Raw genomic sequence first — 18,868 nt, 5'->3', positions numbered from 1 at the left:
GCAAGGATGGCTTAAGTTACAAGCCATCCTGGAAGGCTACGATTTAGCAAAATCTCTTGAGCCAGACTTGTGATCAAGAGACAGCTAATAGCGCCTTTTTTAATGTTTTTTAATTTAATTGGCTTATTAATAAACTAAAAAATGCTTCTTTGTTGTTGCACGTGTGGGCATTCAAAATAAGTTGCTCGCCTAGTGCTAATGTTTGTTTTTGCACTATAAGACGCGCCTTATCATCACCAATACTATCTATATCGGTTACATGTGCGAGCCCTATGGTGCGCCTAATTAACTCAGCACCACAGTAACCAATGGCGTCTTGTAATACCCCTTTTATAAAGTATTCACTGTAGCCTGTAACCTTTAGCGCAACTTCAGTAGTGTGCTCATTTATAAGCGTAAGCCAATGTTGTTCAAATAAGGTATAGCATTCAACAAGGGTGCTTAATAAGTGGGTTTGATAATTACGACGAGTCAAAAAATCTTCAATATGCCCGTATTGTGCGCAGTAATTTAAAAGTAAATTACCAATAAAAGAGCCAATATCGAACCCAGTAGGACCAAAAAAACCAAACTCAGGATCGATCATCTTTGTATTATTACAATCAACAAAAATACTGCCGCTATGCATATCACCATGAAGTAATGTTTGCGGGTTAGATAAAAAATTAGCTTTTAGTTTTGCTATTTCTAACTTTAATGCGCTGTTCTTGTGTATTGCATCAACTTCGTTTTGTAGTTGCTTTGGGTAGTTATTGCGTTCGTGCTCAATGTACGGATCGCTAAAAAATAAGTCTTCAGTGATTTGGCAAAGCTCAGGGTTAGTAAATTGGCTAACGAGCGCTTTTTTAGTTTGTGCGGTTAAATAAAAATCTGAATTATAAAAACCAGTATGGCTTAAGTAGGTCGCTACGTGCTGCGCTAATTTAGGAAATTGCTCAGCATTATTTTGTGCAGTTCGCAGTATTTGTAAATTACCTAAATCTTCTAAAATAGTCAGTGCTTGCATTTCACTATAATGTAAAACCCTAGCAGTATAAGTTGGGCAAATAGCGCCATGATTAAGCAAAGCTTGTGCTTCTATACGAGCTCTATCAAGCGTTAATGGCCACGACTCACCCACGCAACGCGCATAAGGCAGAGCTTGCTTTAAAATAACACTATTGTTTTGCTCATCAGTAATTCTAAATACTAAATTAAGATTGCCATCACCAAACTCATATGCCGATAAGGCTTGTCCGGGAGCAAAAAAATTACATTGTTTAGATTCAATTAATGTCGATACATAATCGATAGCGCGCTGTGCATTAAAAGCAACATAGTTAGTCATGGTTTAAATCTCAAAAATCAGCTTTTAAGCATTCTATACCTTTAAATATTTAGATGTCTACAAGTCCAACTTGAGAGTTATTCAAAGTGGTGTAAAATAACGTTACGCATTTTTAATACCTTAAGCATTATGCAAAATTTAATCGCAAGCAGTTTAAAATATGAAAACGGGTCGCTTAGTGTGCTCGACCAATATTTACTACCTCACCAGCAGGTATGGCATCAATGCCATGATGTAGAAACCATGAAAGAGCTGATCATTAGTTTAAAAGTACGTGGAGCTCCACTTATTGGTTTAAGCGCGAGCTTGTTAGTGGCGTATTTAGCTGAGCAAGGGGTAGTTAAAGGTGAGCTTGAAAAAGCAATCAATGAGCTAGAAGCCACTCGCCCAACGGCGGTTAATTTAATGCATTGTATGGCTGCATTGCGTAAAGCTTTAACGCAAAGCGGTTATGTTGCCGGTATTGTTACCACAGCTGAGCGGTTGTTTATTGAAGATATTGAGCTGTGTGAGCGAATGGCAAGCCGTGGCGCCGAACTTATAAATAGTGGCGACAACATATTAACCCATTGTAATACAGGGGCGCTTGCAACCGCTGGTATTGGTACTGCACTAGGTGTTATTTACAAAGCGCAGCAAAAATATGGCAACGTACATGTGTGGGTTGATGAAACACGACCATTATTACAAGGCGGTCGCTTAACTGCCTTTGAGCTTGAGCGCTGGAAAATACCTTACACTCTAATTTGCGATAATATGGCGGCGAGTTTAATGGCTGCAGGTAAGGTGGATAAAATAGTGGTAGGGGCTGATCGTATTGCTGCCAATGGTGATTTTGCCAATAAAGTGGGCACCTATAATTTAGCCGTACTTGCGTATTTCCATAACATTCCATTTTATGTAGTTGCGCCTATTACCACGCTTGATACCAACACCGCGTGTGGTAATGATATAGAAATAGAGCAACGTAATCCTCAAGAAGTGCGCGGAGTTAGCGGTAGCTTTGGTGAGGCTTTATGGGCGCCCACTAATGCTAATGTGTATAACCCTGCATTTGATATAACGCCGGCAAAACTGGTCACAGGGTGGGTGTTAGATACGGGTGTGTATAACCAGCAACAAGTATTAATGGGTAAACTTAAAGAGCTAACTCAATAATATGCGACTGAATTCTGAAAGAAACTCAGAGGTACTATTTAGGTAGTTGGGGTAGGCTTTTTCTATTGATTTCAAGTCGCTCCCTGCAACTAGAAGCACGTTATTGTGAGTTTGTTTTTCTTGTTCGGCGTAATGCGTTAGAGCTTCTTGCTTTTTATTTTCTGCATATAAAAAGACTCGACCCATTTGTGTTTCTGTGTTGTGAACGAGTAAAGCAAAGCCTGTATCTTTCGATTTATTTTTAATTTCGTCAACTTGGAATGCGCGATTAAATGCATCAAGCTTATGAAATGCGGCTAGCTTTTTATTTAGTGCCGAAAGCTCATCAACAAAGGTCTGCGATTGTTGTGAACTTAATTGATTTGAACCATCTTTGACTGCAAGAAACTCACCCATGATAAAAAATAATCGCTTCCAATCTGTGTCGGCTGCTTGGGGATTGGTTTTTAGTGTTTCTTTTTCAATAATATCTACAATTTCAACAGTAGTAGCCCAAAGGTGCTGAAGCCTAGTGCGTAACTGTACTTCAATTTGAAAGCCTTTATAATCGTGAGATTTTAAATTGTTATAACTTTTATAAACACGATGAATACCTCTATAGCCTGTCGCTTTTGGGTTTTCAATATAATCATATGATTTAACGCTATGAACTGCTCTACTCGAATCTAAACTTGCGTTGAGTTGATATAGATGCTCTAGATTATCTAAGATTACTCGGCAGCCACCTATGTCGTGCATTCGCTTCAGATTTATTGCGTTTTCACTTTTACCATCCAACGAGGCTCTTTGTAACTTATCTATAATAGTTGGCAAGCGCTTTAAGCGTCTAACTATAGTCGCCGATTCTAGCAAATGAAGCTTTTTTACATGTTTCCATACGAGGTTTTTAATAATAGTCAGCGGATATAAATGTGCTGCACGATAGTTTTGTACAACCTCTATTGCAAAGTCAAAATCACCTTCATTTTTACGAAAAATACGACCAGCCTTTTCAACTTGCTTACGTGAGTAGGCTAGTTGTTGTTTAGACTTTTGATATTGTTCGTTCACCATTGGAAAGTTACTCTTTATCAGCTGCATTGCTAAAATAATATTACAGAGTTAAGTGATTGAAGTCATCCTGCAAATTGCATAAATACGCTTATAGAAAATATAGTTTAGGCATGCGTGCACTGAGCTTTATTAATCGAGTAAGGGAAATTGCTCTGCAATAGACGAGTCAGTACTTTTTGCTACCCAGCCCTCTGTATTGTTAAATAAGCGAATGGCAGTAAACTCAGGAGCGCTTCCCATATCAAACCAATGCGGGGTAAGTTCAGGCACTGAAATTAAATCGCCTTGTTGGCAAAGTACCTGATAAACCTTATTGCCTAAATGCAGGCAAAATAGCCCTTGGCCTTTTACAAAAAAACGCACTTCGTCTTCACTATGAGTATGTTCAAATAAAAACTTTTTGCGCAGCTCTGATGCGGCAGGGTTGCCTTTAGCTAGAGATATAACGTCTACTGTTTGATAGCCATTTTCGATTTTTAATCGATCTATATCGTTTTTGTACGCACTAATAATTTGCTCATGAGTGGTGTGCTCATTAATATCTGCATTTGCTTGCCACTGTTCAAAACGTACGTTTACTTTAGCTAGTTGCTTTGCAATATCATCTGCATTTGATGTGCTTACAAGTGTTTTGTTTGCATTGTTGTCGGCATACACCGTTAATTGGCTCATACTAATTGTTCCAATTTAAATTGGCTAAAGTCATTAATATAAGGGTGTGCTTTAGTGCTTGCTTGCCCATCACGAATTAAATGTAGTGTTTTTAAGCCCGCAGCCTGCGCGGCATCAAGCTCGCCGGCTACATCACTTAAAAAGAGTATTTCTGCTGCTTTAACCGGTAACAGCTTAACAATAGTGTTATAGGCTATTTGCTCTTGCTTTGCGCCAACTTTGGTGTCAAAAAAGTCAGTAAACAAGCTGCGAATGTCACCATAATCACTGTATTTAAAAAGTAGCTGCTGCGCTTTTACCGACCCTGACGAGTACACATACAAAGTAATATTGTTGTTGTGTTGAGCTTGTAAAAAATCAAATGCATCTGGGTATAAATGACCTTTAAAATCACCGTGTTCATACCCTGTTTGCCAAATTAAGCCTTGTAACTGCTTAAGTGGAGTGATTTTTTTATCTTCATCAATCCAGGTAAGTAAAGTGCTAATGACTTCTTCTATATTGGCGTTTTGCTTTTCAATAAGCGCTTTTACGGCACTAATCTGCTCGGCTACATCAGGCTTATTAGCATTGGCACGTACAAAGGTAGGTAATTGCTTTGCCGCGTAAGGAAACAGCACCTCTTTAACAAACGAGATGCGGGTTATTGTACCTTCGATGTCGGTTAAAATGGCTTTAATCATTTAGTTACTCCCGCTTGAATACCTATTATTTTTAGGCGCTCTAGTTCGCAACTAAATAAAAACTCTAAGGCTTCTAGGTGGCGGCGAACTTCATCAATATTGCGCCCTACAGCATATAAGCCATGACCACGTATAAGTACGCCATGCTCTATTGGTGTATGTAAATGATGGTCACTGACCAGCAGGCTTAATCGGTCAATATCTTGATCGTTATCGAAAATAGGAATGCTCAGCGTTTCTAAATGCGAAGTAAAGCCGCTCAGTGCTTTTTGCATTTCATAGCCTGTTAAATCAAGCTGATGCCTTTGGGTAATTTGCGACAGTATGGTGGCGGCTACAGAGTGAGTATGCAAAACACACTGTGCATCAGGTATAAGCTGATACAAACTTAGGTGTAATTGTGTTTCTGCCGATGGCTTTACAGCTCCTGCTAGGCGCTCGCCTTGGTGATCTAATTGCAAAAAATGCTCTTGCGTCAGTGAGCCTTTATCGTGCCCACTTGCTGTAACAACAAAGCCAGTGCTAGTACGAGCTGAAAAGTTTCCACCTGTTGCGGGTACCCAGCCTTTTTGGCTAACCCATTTTCCGGCTTCAATAAGTTGTGAAATAGCGGTATTGTTTTGCATACATTCCTCACTAATGAGCGTAAAGTTAATTGTTTTTAGACGGCTATACTTCTGTTTTAAGCAATGATAGCATCGCTTTAAGCGCAAAACCATCATTAAGGGCATCACGTGTTTGAAAGTAAATTACCAAATTTAGGCGTTAGTATATTTAGCCAAATGAGCGGGTTGGCTAATGAGTTTTCGGCAATTAATCTCTCTCAAGGCTTTCCTGAGTTTGATGCTCCTGATCTTTTAAAAACGCAGTTAAATTATTATGTGCAGCAGGGCGTTAATCAATATTCACCTTCAAGTGGTGTACCACGATTACAGCAACAAATTGCTGATTTAGCAAAGCGCAAATATGCAGCTGATATCAACGCAGCTGATCAAGTTACTGTTACCTCAGGTGCAACAGAGGCATTGTTTGTGGCTATTCAAACAATTGTGCGCCCAAGTGATGAAGTGATTGTATTTGACCCTGCATATGACTCTTACCAACCGGCAATTGAACTCGCTAGTGGAAAGTCAGTACACATTGCTTTAAGTGCGCCAAATTACACTATTGATTGGCAAGTAGTAAGCCAAGCAATTACTAAAAATACCCGTGCAATTATTATTAATACGCCTCATAACCCAAGCGGTAAAATATTACAGCCACAAGATATAAAAGCGCTTAAAGAGTTAGTTGGTACTCACAATTTGTATGTAATAAGCGATGAGGTATATGAGCACATTACGTTTGATGAACAACCGCATTTAAGCGTATTACGCGATGATGAATTATTTGCCAAAAGCTTTGTTGTATCGAGTTTTGGTAAAACGTTTCACAGCACGGGCTGGAAAATGGGTTACTGTATTGCACCTGCAGATTTAGCTGTCGAATTTAGAAAAATTCATCAGTACGTTACGTTTTCAAGTTTTACCCCCGCACAGCATGCGCTTGCCGATATGCTCGAGCAGCAAGGCGAGCATATAGATGAGCTAAGTGGGTTTTATCAGCAAAAACGCGACTTATTAGCGAGTCATTTAAGTAACAGCCGTTTTAAAATTTTACCTAGCCAGGGCACTTACTTTTTATTGTTAGATTACAGCGATGTATCGGATTTAAACGATGTTGATTTTTGCCACTGGTTAGTTGAGCAAGCCGGTGTTGCGGCTATTCCGTTAAGTGTTTTTTATCAAAATCCACCAACCGACAAAGTCATTCGTTTATGCTTTGCTAAAAACGACAACACTCTCATAGAGGCTGCGCAAATATTATGTCAACTTTAACCATTACAGCATTGCAAAGCTCGCTTTATTGGCTTGATAAAGATGCTAATTTAGCCATGTTTAATAAGCAGCTTGAGTCAATTACGCATCAGCCCGATCTTATTTTATTGCCCGAAACATTCTCGACTGGCTTTGCTATTAATTTAGATTGTGCAGAGCCCGAAAACGGTAAAGTACTGACGTGGTTAAAGGCGCAGGCTCATAAACATAATGCGTTTATTGCGGGTTCGGTACTTGTTGCACAAGGCGATAAAAAAGCAAATCGGTTTTATTGGGTAAAACCCGATGGAGAGGTGAGTTATTACGATAAGCGCCATTTATTTCGCTTAGGCAGTGAGGGTGACTACGTTGTAGCAGGGCAAGCACGCAAAGTTTTTGAAATCAATGGTTTTAAACTATTACCGCAGGTATGTTACGACCTGCGCTTTCCGGTATTTCAACGTAATAATAACGACTACGATGTAATGATAAACGTAGCAAACTGGCCTGCTGTGCGCCGCCATATTTGGGATACGTTACTTATGGCGCGTGCAATGGAAAACCTGTGTTACGTAGTAGGCGTTAATCGTGTGGGTGACGACGGTAATGGTGTGGCGCACAATGGCGGTACCGCAGTATACGACTTCAAAGGCGATGCGTTAACTAAAGCGCAAGATAACACCGAGCAACTAGTTACTATCACACTTGAAAAAGCATCACTGGATGAGTTTAAAGCAGCGTTTCCTGCCTATTTAGATGCAGACCCTTTTACATTAATATAGACACGTTAATTTAGCGCAGAGCCAATAAAGTGTTAAAATAGTCGCAGATATTTTTGTTGGCGGCTAATATACATTATGAACACTTTAATCACTCCTGTAATTTTAGCTGGTGGCATAGGCTCTCGCTTGTGGCCGCTTTCTCGCCAAGCAATGCCTAAACAATTTTTACCACTACTAAATGAAAACACGTCATTACTGCAAAGTACATTGGCGCGTGTTTCTAATGAGTTGTTTGATAATGCTATTTTAGTGTGTAATGAGCAGCACCGATTTATTGCCGCCGAGCAAGCTGCAAGCTCAATTCCTACTGCATTATTACTCGAACCCAAAGGTAAAAATACCGCTCCTGCCATCGCATTAGCCGCCCACTATGCACTGCAAAATGGGATTACCGGTCCGCTATTAGTGATGCCTGCCGATCATCATATTAAAAACTTTGATGTATTAACAGCTAAGCTCCCTGAAGCTGTAAAACTTGCTGCGCAAGGAAAGCTAGTTACATTTTCGATTATTCCTACAGAACCGCATACTGGTTATGGCTATATAAAACAAGGCGCGGCTATTGCTGGAACGGGTTGTTACGATGTTGCTCAATTTAAAGAAAAGCCTGACTTAGATACAGCGAACCGTTATTTAGCTCAAGGTGGTTATAGCTGGAATAGCGGCATGTTTTTATTTACCCCAGCGACCTATTTAAAAGAGCTCGAGCGGTTTGCGCCAAAAATAGCAACGAGTGTCGCTGCAGCAACACAATTTACTAAAGATTTAGGGTTTACCCGCCCAAGCAATAGTGCGCTTGAGCACTGCCCAAGCGATTCAATTGATTACGCTATTTTAGAGCGCAGTAATAACGTAGTTGTTATGCCTGTTGATTTAAAATGGAGTGATGTAGGTAGTTTTTCATCCCTTGATGCGCTTACAAAAAAAGATGAAAACGGTAATAGCTTAAATGCTAATTATATGGCTCAAAAAAGCACTAATAACTTAGTTATTAACGAGACTGAACACACTATTGCCACGCTTGGAGTAAGCAATTTAGCAATTATTCATACTCATGATGCCACGTTAATTGCAAACCAAAATGAGCTAGATTCTTTGCCTTTGTTGCTTAAGCAAATTGCTACAACACAGGCCGATAAACTTAACCATCATCAAGTGGTTTTTCGCCCATGGGGGAATTACCGTACTTTGGTTGAAGGTACTGGCTTTAAAGTTAAAAAAATTACTGTTAACAGCGGTGCTAAGCTTTCGACGCAGCGCCATCAGCATCGTGCTGAACATTGGGTTGTGGTTTCGGGTATTGCAGATGTGTGTATTAATGAGCAAGCGTATACGCTAACGCACGATCAATCGTGTTATATCGCCGCAAAGCAAATTCATAGCTTGGCTAATAATCAAAAAGAGCCGTTAATTGTCATTGAAGTGCAAACCGGCGCTGTACTTGATGAAAGCGATATAGAACGATTTGATGATAAATATGGAAGAGGCTAATAATTAGCTATTTTTAAAGCTAATTCACTATTACTCTAACTGCCCACGCACAAACTTTAAATATTGCTCTAAGCTGCGTTGCCACAGATCTAACGCTTCATCAAGCATATCGTTGTGTGGCTTTTTATCGAGTAAACGACGCTCTATTTTTTTAAGCTCAATACCATAGCGATTAAAACCAAGTTGCAGAGCGGTACTTGCTTGGCGATGTAAAAGCTTAATGCATTGCTCTGGTTGTTGATCAATAAGCTTTTGACAGCGAATTAGCTTGTTACGCGCCGAAAGCACAAACTCATTATAAATCGACGATACTTCATCTTCACTAAACGAGCTGGTGAGTGTTTCGGCCGCTGTTTTGTCATACAACGTATCAATAAGCTCTACTGCAATACTCGCAGTTTGATTAGATTGAGAGTCGCTAAGTGCTTGGCGAAGCTTTTCGTGCTTAATAGGCTTGCCTACAATGTCTTTTATTCCTAATTCTAAATACTCTTTTACTTCGTCTGGGCTAAGGCTTGCAGTAAATGCGAGTACTGGAGTTCGTTGATTTTTATGATCAATGCGTTTTAGACGTTTAAGTACTTCTTGGCCTGTTAAATCAGGTAGATTCATATCAAGCAAAACAACATCGAAGTGGTGAGCTTGCATGAGCTCTATGGCGCTTTTCCCATCTTTTGCGAGCTTAATTTTGTGTTCATCGTCGGCCATAAATTCTATAGCAATTTTTTGATTTAAATCTAAATCTTCAACCAGTAGTACATTAAGACCTGTTAAGTAATCTTTAGTTTGATGGCGCTGCTCTACAAGGCTTAATTCACCTAAAGTAAAAGTAACGGTAAAGCTAAATACACTACCAGTACCAAGCTGGCTGGCTATTTCGAGTCGGCTACTGAGCTTTTCAAGCAGGCGACTGGTAATAGCTAAACCAAGGCCGGTTCCGCCTTTCTCTTTTCCTGCACTACTTTGTACATAAGGTTCTGTTAAGTAGGCTATCTCATCATTTTCTATACCTGGCCCTGAATCTTTGACACTAATTTTTATAGTGTGCTCAAGTTGTTTTTCTAATACTAAATCAACCTGAATTTTAACGGTTCCGTGGTCTGTAAACTTAATGGCATTACCCACTAAATTAATAATTATTTGCCTAAGTTTTTGCTGGTCGCAGTAATAACAGGCTTGCTCAGGAATATTACATATTAGTTCAAACTTGAGTTGCTTTTGCTCGGCGAGAGGGCTTAGTAATAAACATAAATTATTAAGCCATGTTTTAAACTCTACATCTTCTTCGTAAAGCGCTTCGTCACTTTGATCTAAGCTCGCGTAATCAAGGACCTTATCTACCAATAAGTTAAGTGATTCGGCAGAATTTATAATCGCCTCGCAATAGGCTTTATTGCGGGTATCACTTGTTTGGTTCATAACAAGTTGGGCGCTGCCTAAAATACCGTTTAGCGGGGTGCGAATTTCGTGGCTTATAGTTGATAAAAAGAGTCCGCGTATTTCTAAATCTTTTTGTGCTTTATCGGCTAATTTATTGAGGTGCTGCTCTCTGCGCTCATTACATAATAACGCCATACCTGCAGCATAAAACATGGGAGCAATTACGCCATTTAAAAATAATAATGAGCTAAACCAGCCGTTTACTAAAAGATTTTTTTGTTCAATGTTATCCATAAATAACGAGCGGCCAATAAAGCTTAAAGCAACAAGCGTTAAAATGGTTATGTATACAATGCTGCCATTAGGATAGGGTTTGCGTGCACACTTAATAAATATAAACAGTAAAAAACCGGCTTCTGCTATGTGTTGTATATCGGATGCAATCACTCTTTCGTGTAAAGATGGGTCAAAAAAGGTGTAATAGCCAAGCATTACAGTGCAAAAAGCGGTCACTGAGCAGAGTAATTTAAAACCAATACCGCGATAATTTAAAAACTGACTAAGTGAAAGGCAGTGCACTATTGATGCGGCAAACATCATGCTACTGGCAGCGCTAATAATTACTAAATTATGTGTATCACCAACAAGAGTAAAGCCAATAACAGAGCCTAATAGCAATATGGGATAGAAAATGTATAGCAGCGTGCCCGATATTTGTTTGTTTGTTCGCCATGTCAAAAAGTTAAGTAAGGTCATTACGACCATGATGGCGATGCTGGCAAAATAAAGAGTGAAGGAGTCGAGCATTAATATTCCAGCAAAGTAGCTATTAAACTAAAGTTATCAAAAGTATACACTTATACCAATCCTCAAAACAGATTACTTAATTAAGCTAATTGTTATTAGATAAGTATATAGCACATACAAAAACAGACACCTAAGTGTCTGCTTTTAAATTTAAACTAAATATTTGATTAACGAATTTCATCAGGGATATTTTGTTGTGCCCACGATAGAAGTTCAATACGGTTACGACATTTAGTTTTTCTAAATGCACTGTATAAATGTGTTTTAACAGTATGTGGACTAATACTTAAATCTTCTGCGATCTCTTTATTTTTCGAACCTTTACTCATTAGTGAGATTATTGCTTTTTCTCGCTTAGTAAGTTTAACAGGCTCAATATCACCTTCGGTTAGTTTATGCAGCGCATCTTTATTAAATTGCAGCATACGATTTAATGCATTACACATAATATCGCGACGGTACCAAAGTTGATCTTCAAGTAGTAAGCGAATACCTTTCATTAATACATCGGCGTTATCTGTTGTGTAAAATACGCCACGAATACCGCTTAACAATGCACGATTAGCAAGTTCAGGGTTTTCGTCTAAATTAAATAGTATGATATCGCATTTAATACGTAGGTTTACTAGTTGTTCTTTTAGTTTTCCCCATGCATCCTTGCTTGATGTTTCAATAAACAAAAGTCGAGTCCCTTCAGGTATGTCTAAAATATTAGTACCTGTGGTTACGTCAAGGCCTTGCGTTTTTAACAAAGGTTCTAAAACGTTAATACCAATAGTGTTAATTGGCTCTTGATCTAATAACAAAAAGGCTGAACTGCTCATGTTTTTTATACTCTTTTATAAAGCTGACTGACTAAGTTTACCACGACTTCCACACCTTTTGTATTAGAAAATCGCTGATGTACTCAATAACAAATACGATATTACGATTATTTAAACACAAAATGTTGCAAATAAGTAACTATTTATTCTTTATAACTATGAAAAATCATAACATTTGTAACTAATTAATTGAGTGGAACAATTTAATAAAAACTTTTAATTATTTTACTTTTTTTACATTTTGATAAGGTGGCCAGCCCATTTCTTTACCGCCAAGCATGTGTAAATGTATGTGATAAACAGTTTGCCCACCATGTTCGTTACAGTTCATAACTACGCGGTATCCGTCCTCAGCAAAATTATGTTGCTTAGCTAATTTAGCTGCAACTACGTATAAGTTGCCTACTAAATGTGAGTTTTCAGGATTTATATCATTTATAGTAGCAATTGCTTTTTTTGGGATAATTAACACATGAAATGGCGCTTGTGGGTTTATATCTTTAAATGCGAGAGTGTTTTCATCTTCGTAAATAATATCTGCTGGAATTTCACGATTAATGATTTTGGTAAAAATAGTTTCTTGGCTCATAGTGTGTTCCTAATTAAGTGTTGTGAATTTTAAGCTCACTAATGACAAACTTTCAAAGCAGTGTCAAACTGAAATCAAATAAAGGAGTTAATATGCTTAAACCAATTTTAATAAGTAGTGCAGTTGCATTACTACTTAGTTTTTCGGCTAATGCTGAGAATATTCACTTTCCAGAAGAATTTGTACCACTGCAAGTGGGCGATAAAATGCTAGAAAGCTCTTTGTTTAGTCGTATTGATGATGTAGAGCTTGCCCCCGGAACTTATCAGCTTAGGCTAAAGTACACCGATTTATATGAAGATGATTATGACACGCACGAAGTTGTGGAGTCGGAACCATTTTGGGTAAGTGTAACTGTTGAAGCAGGTAAAGATTATACCTTAGTGTTTAATCGTGCTGAAAATGCAGTATCTGCAAAAGTATTTGCAGAAGCACCACAAGTTAGTTTAAAAGCAAAAAGTAGCGCTGTTGCTAAGCCTTTAAGTGTTATTTCTAACACGCAACTAGCAAGCAATAAACCGGTAATGCAAAATACATTGCCTGCAGGACCTTCACGTCCTAGTCAGCCGATAAAGCCGATAGCACCAATTACAGGTAAAGGCATGCCAAGTGCGCCGCAAATGCTTGATTTTTGGTGGCAACAAGCCACAACTGCAGAGCGTAAAGCTTTTTTAGAAAAAGTAACAAAGTAAAATAACAGAAAAACAAAAGGGCCAAATTTGGCCCTTTTTAGTTTCTAGTTAACGCTATTTATTCAAATAATGCGTCAATAGTACCTTGCGCAAGAGGGTGATACCCAGGGCGTGCTTTTAAGTACACGCTTTGTGCCCAGTCTTTTTTACCGTTAGTGATAAGTGATTTATATAACGGCACAATTAACTTACGACGGCCAATACCTGATAAGTGCTTATTAAGCGCAGGATAAATTGGTTGATAACCATTACCTACTGCTAGCATAAACCAAGCAAACGCACGTTCAGCGTTAGTTGATTGCGTTAGGTTAAATTCACTATCAAGCTCGCTCATTTTCTCTATGCTTAAATCGCGTGGTAAGTTATTTAAAAAGTGTAGCCACTCATGTACAGACCAATCAGCCGTTGGTAGTTGAGCTGCTGTTGTGTCGCCTTTCAACCATGCTGCTGTTGCAGTATCTACTTTATCAAATGCATCAGAAGTAGGGTTTGGCGCATCACTTGGTAAGCCAGGCTCAAAAATCCATTCGTTTACTTTATCCATACTTACAACACCAGGGTACTTCTCAATTAAGTTAGCTTTTAAGTAAGTAACAAATTGCGCGGTAGTAAGTGATTTAAACGAAAACTCTTTAAAGTACGCTTTTACGAACGGGTCAAACTTATCGCGGCCATATTTGTTTTCTAGATAGATTAAAAATAACTGACCTTTAGTGTAAGGCACTGAGCTAAACGCATCGTCTGGGTCGCGGCCATTAAGCTTTAAATTAAGGCGTGTATCTGGTGCATCAATTGTTTTAATTTGTGCGCGTAAAGACGCTGAATCAAGTGCTTGTTCCATAACCGCACGGTCACGACCAAATACTTCTTCCATAATGCGGTTTTCAACGTACGAGGTAAAACCTTCGTTTAACCATAAATCTTCCCACGTTGCGTTAGTTACTAAGTTACCTGACCAAGAATGAGCAAGCTCATGGGCAATAAGGTTAACTAAGCTTTTATCACCGGCAACAACCGTTGGGGTTATAAATGATAAGCGTGGGTTTTCCATGCCACCAAACGGAAAACTTGGCGGTAGCATTAATAAGTCGTAGCGACCCCATGCATATTCGCCGTACATGGCGTTTGTTTTGTCGATCATGGCTTGGGTGTCGTCAAATTCAGCAACTGAGGCATCTAAAATTGTCGGCTCAGCAAATATGCCCGTTTGGTGCGACATTGCTTTAAATTCTAAGTTACCTGCGCCAATAGCAATTAGGTAAGGTGAAATTGCTTGCGGCATATCAAAAATGTAGTCGCCATCTTTATAAAGCGCATCTTTGTTATCGGCACTCATTACAGCACGTATATCTTTTGGTGTATGAATTCGTGCAGAGTAAGTTACACGCATTGCGGGTGTATCTTGCACTGGGATCCAACTACGTGCATGAATTGCTTGCGATTGGCTGTACATAAATGGATGCGTTTTACTTGCCGTTTGCTCTGGTGTTAACCATTGCAGGCCAGATGCTTCTGGACGACTGTTGTAGTAAATACGAACTAATTCAGCTTGGTTTTTAAACACAATAGTAAGCTTTGAACCTTTAACGTCATCTCGCTTAGCTAAATCAAAAGTCGCCTTTTTCCAGTTACCACTTTGATCTTTGTACATTACTTTATCAATGTCTAAGTCGCGGGTATCAAGTACGAGAGTTCTGCTTTTGCTGTTGTTCCACTGAAGAGTATGCTCAACAAAACCTTCTAACTGCTTGTCGGCAAAGTCGACATCTAAATCAAGGTTTAAGTGAGTAGTAACAACATCATCAAGGTTAGCATACGAGTTTTGGTCAATCGCATTAGCCATTGCTTGCGAACACATACCCGCCATAGCGAGGCTTAAAAAAAGAGGTTTAATTTTCATCATTACTCTGAACACAAATAAAAAAGTGCTGGTTTTATATCACGATTGACACGGTGGGTTGAGTGATTTTTACAATCTAGTGCCACATTTGCGACGATGAGGTAAACTATTGCGATTAGTTACCGGTATTTTTAGAGAGCTTTGTGGCGCATTCATTACACTCCTTACATACATTCGCATTAAACAGCCAATGCCAAAATTTTGTTGAAATTACTCAGCTTGAGCAACTTAAAACGCAAAGTTTTAGTGCACCGTTTTGTTTGCTAGGCGAGGGCAGTAATACCGTATTTTTAAATGACTACATGGGTACGGTTATAAAAATAGCCTTAAAAGGTATTAAAATCACCGAGCGTGAGAGCGACACACTAATAAGTATTGCTGCAGGCGAAAACTGGCATCAACTAGTCAGTTATTTATTAGAGAAAAATATACCCGGGCTTGAAAATCTAGCACTTATACCGGGCACTGTTGGTGCATCACCGGTACAAAATATTGGTGCTTATGGCGTTGAGATAGCTAAATTTGTTGAGTTGGTAGAGTACTTTGATATAACCACTAAAACTATGCATTCACTAAATAACGAGCAATGTGAATTTGCTTACAGAGACTCAATATTTAAAAATACTCTCAAAAATAAAGCGGTGATCACGCAAGTGCATTTAGCGCTCCCAAAAAAATGGCAACCAGTATTAAGTTATGGCCCCCTGCAACAGCTCTCAAGCATTACCCCGCAAGCAGTATTCGATCAAGTAATACAAACTCGCAATAGCAAATTACCTAACCCATATACACTTGCCAATGCGGGTAGCTTTTTTAAAAACCCAATAATAACCAACCAGCAGTTAGCTGAGCTATTAAAGCAATTTGCAGATTTACCTCATTACGAATATGGGCAAAGTCATCACAAGGTCGCAGCAGGTTGGTTAATCGATCAAAGTGGTTTAAAAGGGCACCGCGAGGCAGGTATAGAAGTGCATCAACAACAAGCACTAGTACTTGTTAATCACGGAAATAGTGAAGGTGGTGACCTAATAAAAATGATTAAACACATTCAGCAAGTTGTTTATACGCGTTACAACATTATGTTAGAGCACGAAGTACGTTTAATGGATGCGCGCAGCGAATGCCATATTAACGCGGAGCCTGAGCAATGAAAGCACCTGATGGAAACAAACTCGCTATTTTAAATGCACTTAACCAAGGGGGCTTTGTATCTGGCCAAGCCTTGGGTGAAAAGCTAGGAATTAGCCGAGCTGCGGTGAGTAAACATATCAAAACGTTACAAGAAATGGGCTTGGATATTTTTAAAGTGACTGGCAAAGGCTACTGTTTGAATAGTCAGGTGGGCCTTTTAAATAAAACACAAATTGATCAGCACTACAAAGCGCTAGGTGCTAATACTGCCGATGTAGAAGTACACCCTATTATTGATTCGACCAACAGCGAGCTTATGCGCCGTATACAGGCTAAAACAGCGCTTGAGTCTGGCACTGTTATTGTTGCCGAAATGCAGCAAGCAGGGCGCGGCCGACGCGGCCGTGTTTGGCAATCCCCATTTGGCGCTAATCTGTATTACAGTTACTTTTGGCGTTTAGATGACGGGCTTCAAGCTGCAATGGGTATATCAATTGCGGTAGGCCTTGCTGTTTATGATGCAATTAAAGCGTTATACCAAATTGACGTAGAGCTTAAATGGCCTAACGATATTTATATAAATAAACAAAAACTTGCAGGTGTATTGGTTGAATTAGATGGGCAACCGCAAGGACCTTGTCAGTTAGTGATTGGTATAGGTATTAATTTACAAATGCCTGAGAGTTTTAGCCAACATATAGACCAAGCGTGGACCGACTTAAATCAACATACTCAAAAGCTTGATAAAAACCAGCTGGTGGCGTCACTTACTTATCATTTAGAGCAGCGTTTAGTGCAGTATCGTCAAACTGGCTTACAAGATATGTATGAGCAATGGAATTCGCTTAATGCGTTTGCTGGCGATTATGTTGAGCTAAATACAGGACACCGAAGCTGGCGTGGAATATGCGAAGGTATTGACCCACAAGGTGGAATACGAATTCGCCAAGATGGTGAAGTAAAAAGTTATTACGGTGGGGAAGTCTCCCTCAGAAAGGCGCAAGTATGAGATTACTGATCGACGTAGGAAATACATCACTAAAAGCTGTGCTGTGGCATAACGAGCAAGCACAACCAGCAGATATAAATAACCTACCTTGGTTGCAAATAACCGAAGTGATTTATGCGTGCGTAGGGCGCAGTGATTTACTAAATGATATTCTCGTGCAAGCGGCTAGCAATAATATTACTTGCTTTGAGGCCAAGGTAACCAAAACGCTTGGAGATCTTGTATGCGCTTACGAGCATGTGGGTAACTTAGGCATAGATAGGTGGTTGGCGCTTATTGCAGGCTTTATGCTATACCCAAATAAAGCATGTATTGTTGTTGATGCAGGCACCGCAACCACAATTGACGTGCTCGATAGTGAAGGCCTACATTTAGGTGGCTGGATTTTACCCGGGCTTGATTTAATGACCTCATCGCTTACACAAAACACCCAACGTGTTTTTGATGACGGTAAAACACCGTTTACTAATGAATTGGGTAAAAACACGCCAAATGGTTTAAAAAACGGTGCCTTAGTGGCAACCATCGGGGCAATTGAGCAAGCTAAGCTGAATTTAACGGCTCAAAAAACAGAACAAGCAACACAAATTATTTTTGCTGGTGGCTATGGCTCACTATTGCAGCAGCAATTTGCAGGAAGTATTTTTGATTCATTGCTCGTAATGAAGGGATTGAATTATTGGTACGAATTAACCGAAACAGTATAAAAAAGTGCAAAAAACGCGTTTTCGCGTGAATATTGAGCATTTAAACTAAAAATTTACACTTTTTTTAATTTTATTGTTGCATCCCAATAAACCTTACTCTAATATCTCGCCCCGTACTAAAGCAGTGCCGACTTAGCTCAGCTGGTAGAGCAACTGACTTGTAATCAGTAGGTCAACCGTTCGACTCGGTTAGTCGGCACCACTTTCCTTTTACCGGAAGTGAATTAGTAGAGAATTATCGTGGAGGGGTTCCCGAGCGGCCAAAGGGATCAGACTGTAAATCTGACGGCTCAGCCTTCGCTGGTTCGAATCCAGCTCCCTCCACCACTTTATTCTTGACGGTTAGAGGTAGTTTAAGAACAGATTTTTATGCGGGCATCGTATAATGGCTATTACCTCAGCCTTCCAAGCTGATGATGCGGGTTCGATTCCCGCTGCCCGCTCCAGTTCTTGTGTTGCTGATATAGCTCAGTTGGTAGAGCGCACCCTTGGTAAGGGTGAGGTCGGCAGTTCGACTCTGCCTATCAGCACCAGTCCTAAGAATCTCCTTGATTACTTCCTTTATCTGTCAGAAAATACTATTTGAAAAAATTAACTTAATCTACCTCTGGTGGATTATTTTCATATGTAATTTAGATACACAAAACTGATAGGTTCCGTCATGGCAAAAGAAAAGTTTGAACGCGTAAAACCGCACGTAAACGTTGGTACAATTGGCCACGTTGACCACGGTAAAACTACACTAACTGCAGCAATCACTAACGTACTTGCAAAAGTATACGGCGGTGTTGCTAAAGATTTCGC

At 39.5% G+C, this 18,868-nt stretch carries 18 protein-coding genes and 4 tRNA genes; 13 read left to right on the top strand and 9 right to left on the bottom strand.

Features of this window, described 5'->3' with window-relative positions:
- Positions 1–109: 109 nt before the first annotated feature.
- A complete protein-coding gene (gene mtnK, locus GQR52_RS19570) occupies positions 110–1,327 on the bottom strand; it encodes an S-methyl-5-thioribose kinase (protein ID WP_165729516.1) in 1,218 nt (405 codons plus the stop codon).
- 129 nt (positions 1,328–1,456) lie between these two features.
- Here mtnK and mtnA point away from each other — a divergent pair, with 129 nt between their 5' ends.
- Positions 1,457–2,485 (top strand): S-methyl-5-thioribose-1-phosphate isomerase, encoded by a 1,029-nt coding sequence (gene mtnA, locus GQR52_RS19565; RefSeq protein WP_165729515.1) that lies wholly within the window; start codon positions 1,457–1,459, stop codon positions 2,483–2,485.
- On the opposite strand, the gene GQR52_RS19560 is transcribed toward mtnA, so the two are convergent.
- From GQR52_RS19560 to GQR52_RS19545, 4 genes are all read right to left on the bottom strand, one after another.
- Complete coding sequence (locus GQR52_RS19560) at positions 2,474–3,538, bottom strand: RelA/SpoT domain-containing protein (RefSeq protein ID WP_101217511.1); 1,065 nt, start codon at positions 3,536–3,538, stop codon at positions 2,474–2,476. The genes mtnA and GQR52_RS19560 overlap by 12 nt on opposite strands.
- Before the next feature lie 129 nt (positions 3,539–3,667).
- On the bottom strand, positions 3,668–4,210 hold the full coding sequence (locus GQR52_RS19555) for an acireductone dioxygenase (RefSeq protein WP_165729514.1): 543 nt from the start codon (positions 4,208–4,210) through the stop codon (positions 3,668–3,670).
- Positions 4,207–4,893, bottom strand: a complete 687-nt coding sequence (mtnC, locus tag GQR52_RS19550; RefSeq protein WP_165729513.1) for an acireductone synthase — start codon at positions 4,891–4,893, stop codon at positions 4,207–4,209. The genes GQR52_RS19555 and mtnC overlap by 4 nt, the downstream gene beginning before the upstream one ends.
- On the bottom strand, positions 4,890–5,519 hold the full coding sequence (locus GQR52_RS19545) for a methylthioribulose 1-phosphate dehydratase (RefSeq protein WP_165729512.1): 630 nt from the start codon (positions 5,517–5,519) through the stop codon (positions 4,890–4,892). Before GQR52_RS19545 ends, mtnC begins: the two co-directional genes overlap by 4 nt.
- 108 nt (positions 5,520–5,627) lie before the next feature.
- Between GQR52_RS19545 and GQR52_RS19540 the strand changes: the two genes are divergently transcribed.
- From GQR52_RS19540 to GQR52_RS19530, 3 genes are all read left to right on the top strand, one after another.
- Entirely contained in the window at positions 5,628–6,770 is a 1,143-nt protein-coding gene (locus tag GQR52_RS19540; RefSeq protein ID WP_165729511.1) for a methionine aminotransferase, read from the top strand.
- Positions 6,758–7,531: an amidohydrolase gene (locus GQR52_RS19535; protein ID WP_165729510.1), complete on the top strand. Its 774-nt coding sequence runs from the start codon at positions 6,758–6,760 to the stop codon at positions 7,529–7,531. Before GQR52_RS19540 ends, GQR52_RS19535 begins: the two co-directional genes overlap by 13 nt.
- Before the next feature lie 75 nt (positions 7,532–7,606).
- A complete protein-coding gene (locus GQR52_RS19530) occupies positions 7,607–9,022 on the top strand; it encodes a mannose-1-phosphate guanylyltransferase/mannose-6-phosphate isomerase (protein WP_165729509.1) in 1,416 nt (471 codons plus the stop codon).
- Positions 9,023–9,052: 30 nt separating this feature from the next.
- Here GQR52_RS19530 and GQR52_RS19525 read toward each other — a convergent pair whose 3' ends face one another.
- The 3 genes from GQR52_RS19525 to GQR52_RS19515 form a co-directional block, all read right to left on the bottom strand.
- Complete coding sequence (locus GQR52_RS19525; protein WP_165729508.1) at positions 9,053–11,209, bottom strand: response regulator; 2,157 nt, start codon at positions 11,207–11,209, stop codon at positions 9,053–9,055.
- 167 nt (positions 11,210–11,376) lie between these two features.
- Positions 11,377–12,033, bottom strand: coding sequence for a response regulator transcription factor (locus GQR52_RS19520; protein WP_004334929.1), 657 nt, complete (start codon positions 12,031–12,033; stop codon positions 11,377–11,379).
- A 220-nt stretch (positions 12,034–12,253) separates the two neighbouring features.
- Positions 12,254–12,622 carry a histidine triad nucleotide-binding protein gene (locus tag GQR52_RS19515; RefSeq protein WP_007579887.1) on the bottom strand — a complete coding sequence of 123 codons (369 nt, stop codon included), beginning with the start codon at positions 12,620–12,622 and terminating at the stop codon, positions 12,254–12,256.
- A 92-nt stretch (positions 12,623–12,714) separates the two neighbouring features.
- Between GQR52_RS19515 and GQR52_RS19510 the strand changes: the two genes are divergently transcribed.
- On the top strand, positions 12,715–13,314 hold the full coding sequence (locus GQR52_RS19510) for a DUF2057 domain-containing protein (protein WP_121955040.1): 600 nt from the start codon (positions 12,715–12,717) through the stop codon (positions 13,312–13,314).
- A gap of 58 nt (positions 13,315–13,372) precedes the next feature.
- Here the strand turns inward: GQR52_RS19510 and GQR52_RS19505 are convergent, their stop codons facing one another.
- A complete protein-coding gene (locus tag GQR52_RS19505) occupies positions 13,373–15,214 on the bottom strand; it encodes a M1 family metallopeptidase (protein WP_165729507.1) in 1,842 nt (613 codons plus the stop codon).
- A gap of 143 nt (positions 15,215–15,357) precedes the next feature.
- Here GQR52_RS19505 and murB point away from each other — a divergent pair, with 143 nt between their 5' ends.
- From murB to GQR52_RS19465, 8 genes are all read left to right on the top strand, one after another.
- Positions 15,358–16,368: a UDP-N-acetylmuramate dehydrogenase gene (gene murB, locus GQR52_RS19500; protein ID WP_165729506.1), complete on the top strand. Its 1,011-nt coding sequence runs from the start codon at positions 15,358–15,360 to the stop codon at positions 16,366–16,368.
- Positions 16,365–17,357, top strand: a complete 993-nt coding sequence (birA, locus tag GQR52_RS19495) for a bifunctional biotin--[acetyl-CoA-carboxylase] ligase/biotin operon repressor BirA (RefSeq protein WP_165729505.1) — start codon at positions 16,365–16,367, stop codon at positions 17,355–17,357. The genes murB and birA overlap by 4 nt, the downstream gene beginning before the upstream one ends.
- On the top strand, positions 17,354–18,064 hold the full coding sequence (locus tag GQR52_RS19490; protein ID WP_024589452.1) for a type III pantothenate kinase: 711 nt from the start codon (positions 17,354–17,356) through the stop codon (positions 18,062–18,064). Before birA ends, GQR52_RS19490 begins: the two co-directional genes overlap by 4 nt.
- Positions 18,065–18,190: 126 nt before the next feature.
- Positions 18,191–18,266, top strand: a tRNA-Thr gene (locus GQR52_RS19485).
- A 40-nt stretch (positions 18,267–18,306) separates the two neighbouring features.
- Positions 18,307–18,391, top strand: a tRNA-Tyr gene (locus GQR52_RS19480).
- Positions 18,392–18,435: 44 nt separating this feature from the next.
- Positions 18,436–18,510 (top strand) — tRNA-Gly (locus tag GQR52_RS19475).
- An 11-nt stretch (positions 18,511–18,521) separates the two neighbouring features.
- A tRNA-Thr gene (locus GQR52_RS19470) sits at positions 18,522–18,597 on the top strand.
- Positions 18,598–18,725: 128 nt separating this feature from the next.
- Positions 18,726–18,868 (top strand): GTP-binding protein (locus GQR52_RS19465; protein WP_240914468.1); only part of this gene is annotated, 143 nt, incomplete at its 3' end.

Source organism: Pseudoalteromonas sp. 31A1, assembly GCF_011378815.1.
Taxonomy (GTDB): Bacteria; Pseudomonadota; Gammaproteobacteria; order Enterobacterales; family Alteromonadaceae; genus Pseudoalteromonas; species Pseudoalteromonas arctica.
The sequence above is the reverse complement of the archived record's forward strand: the minus strand, read 5'-3'. Positions and strand labels throughout refer to the sequence as shown.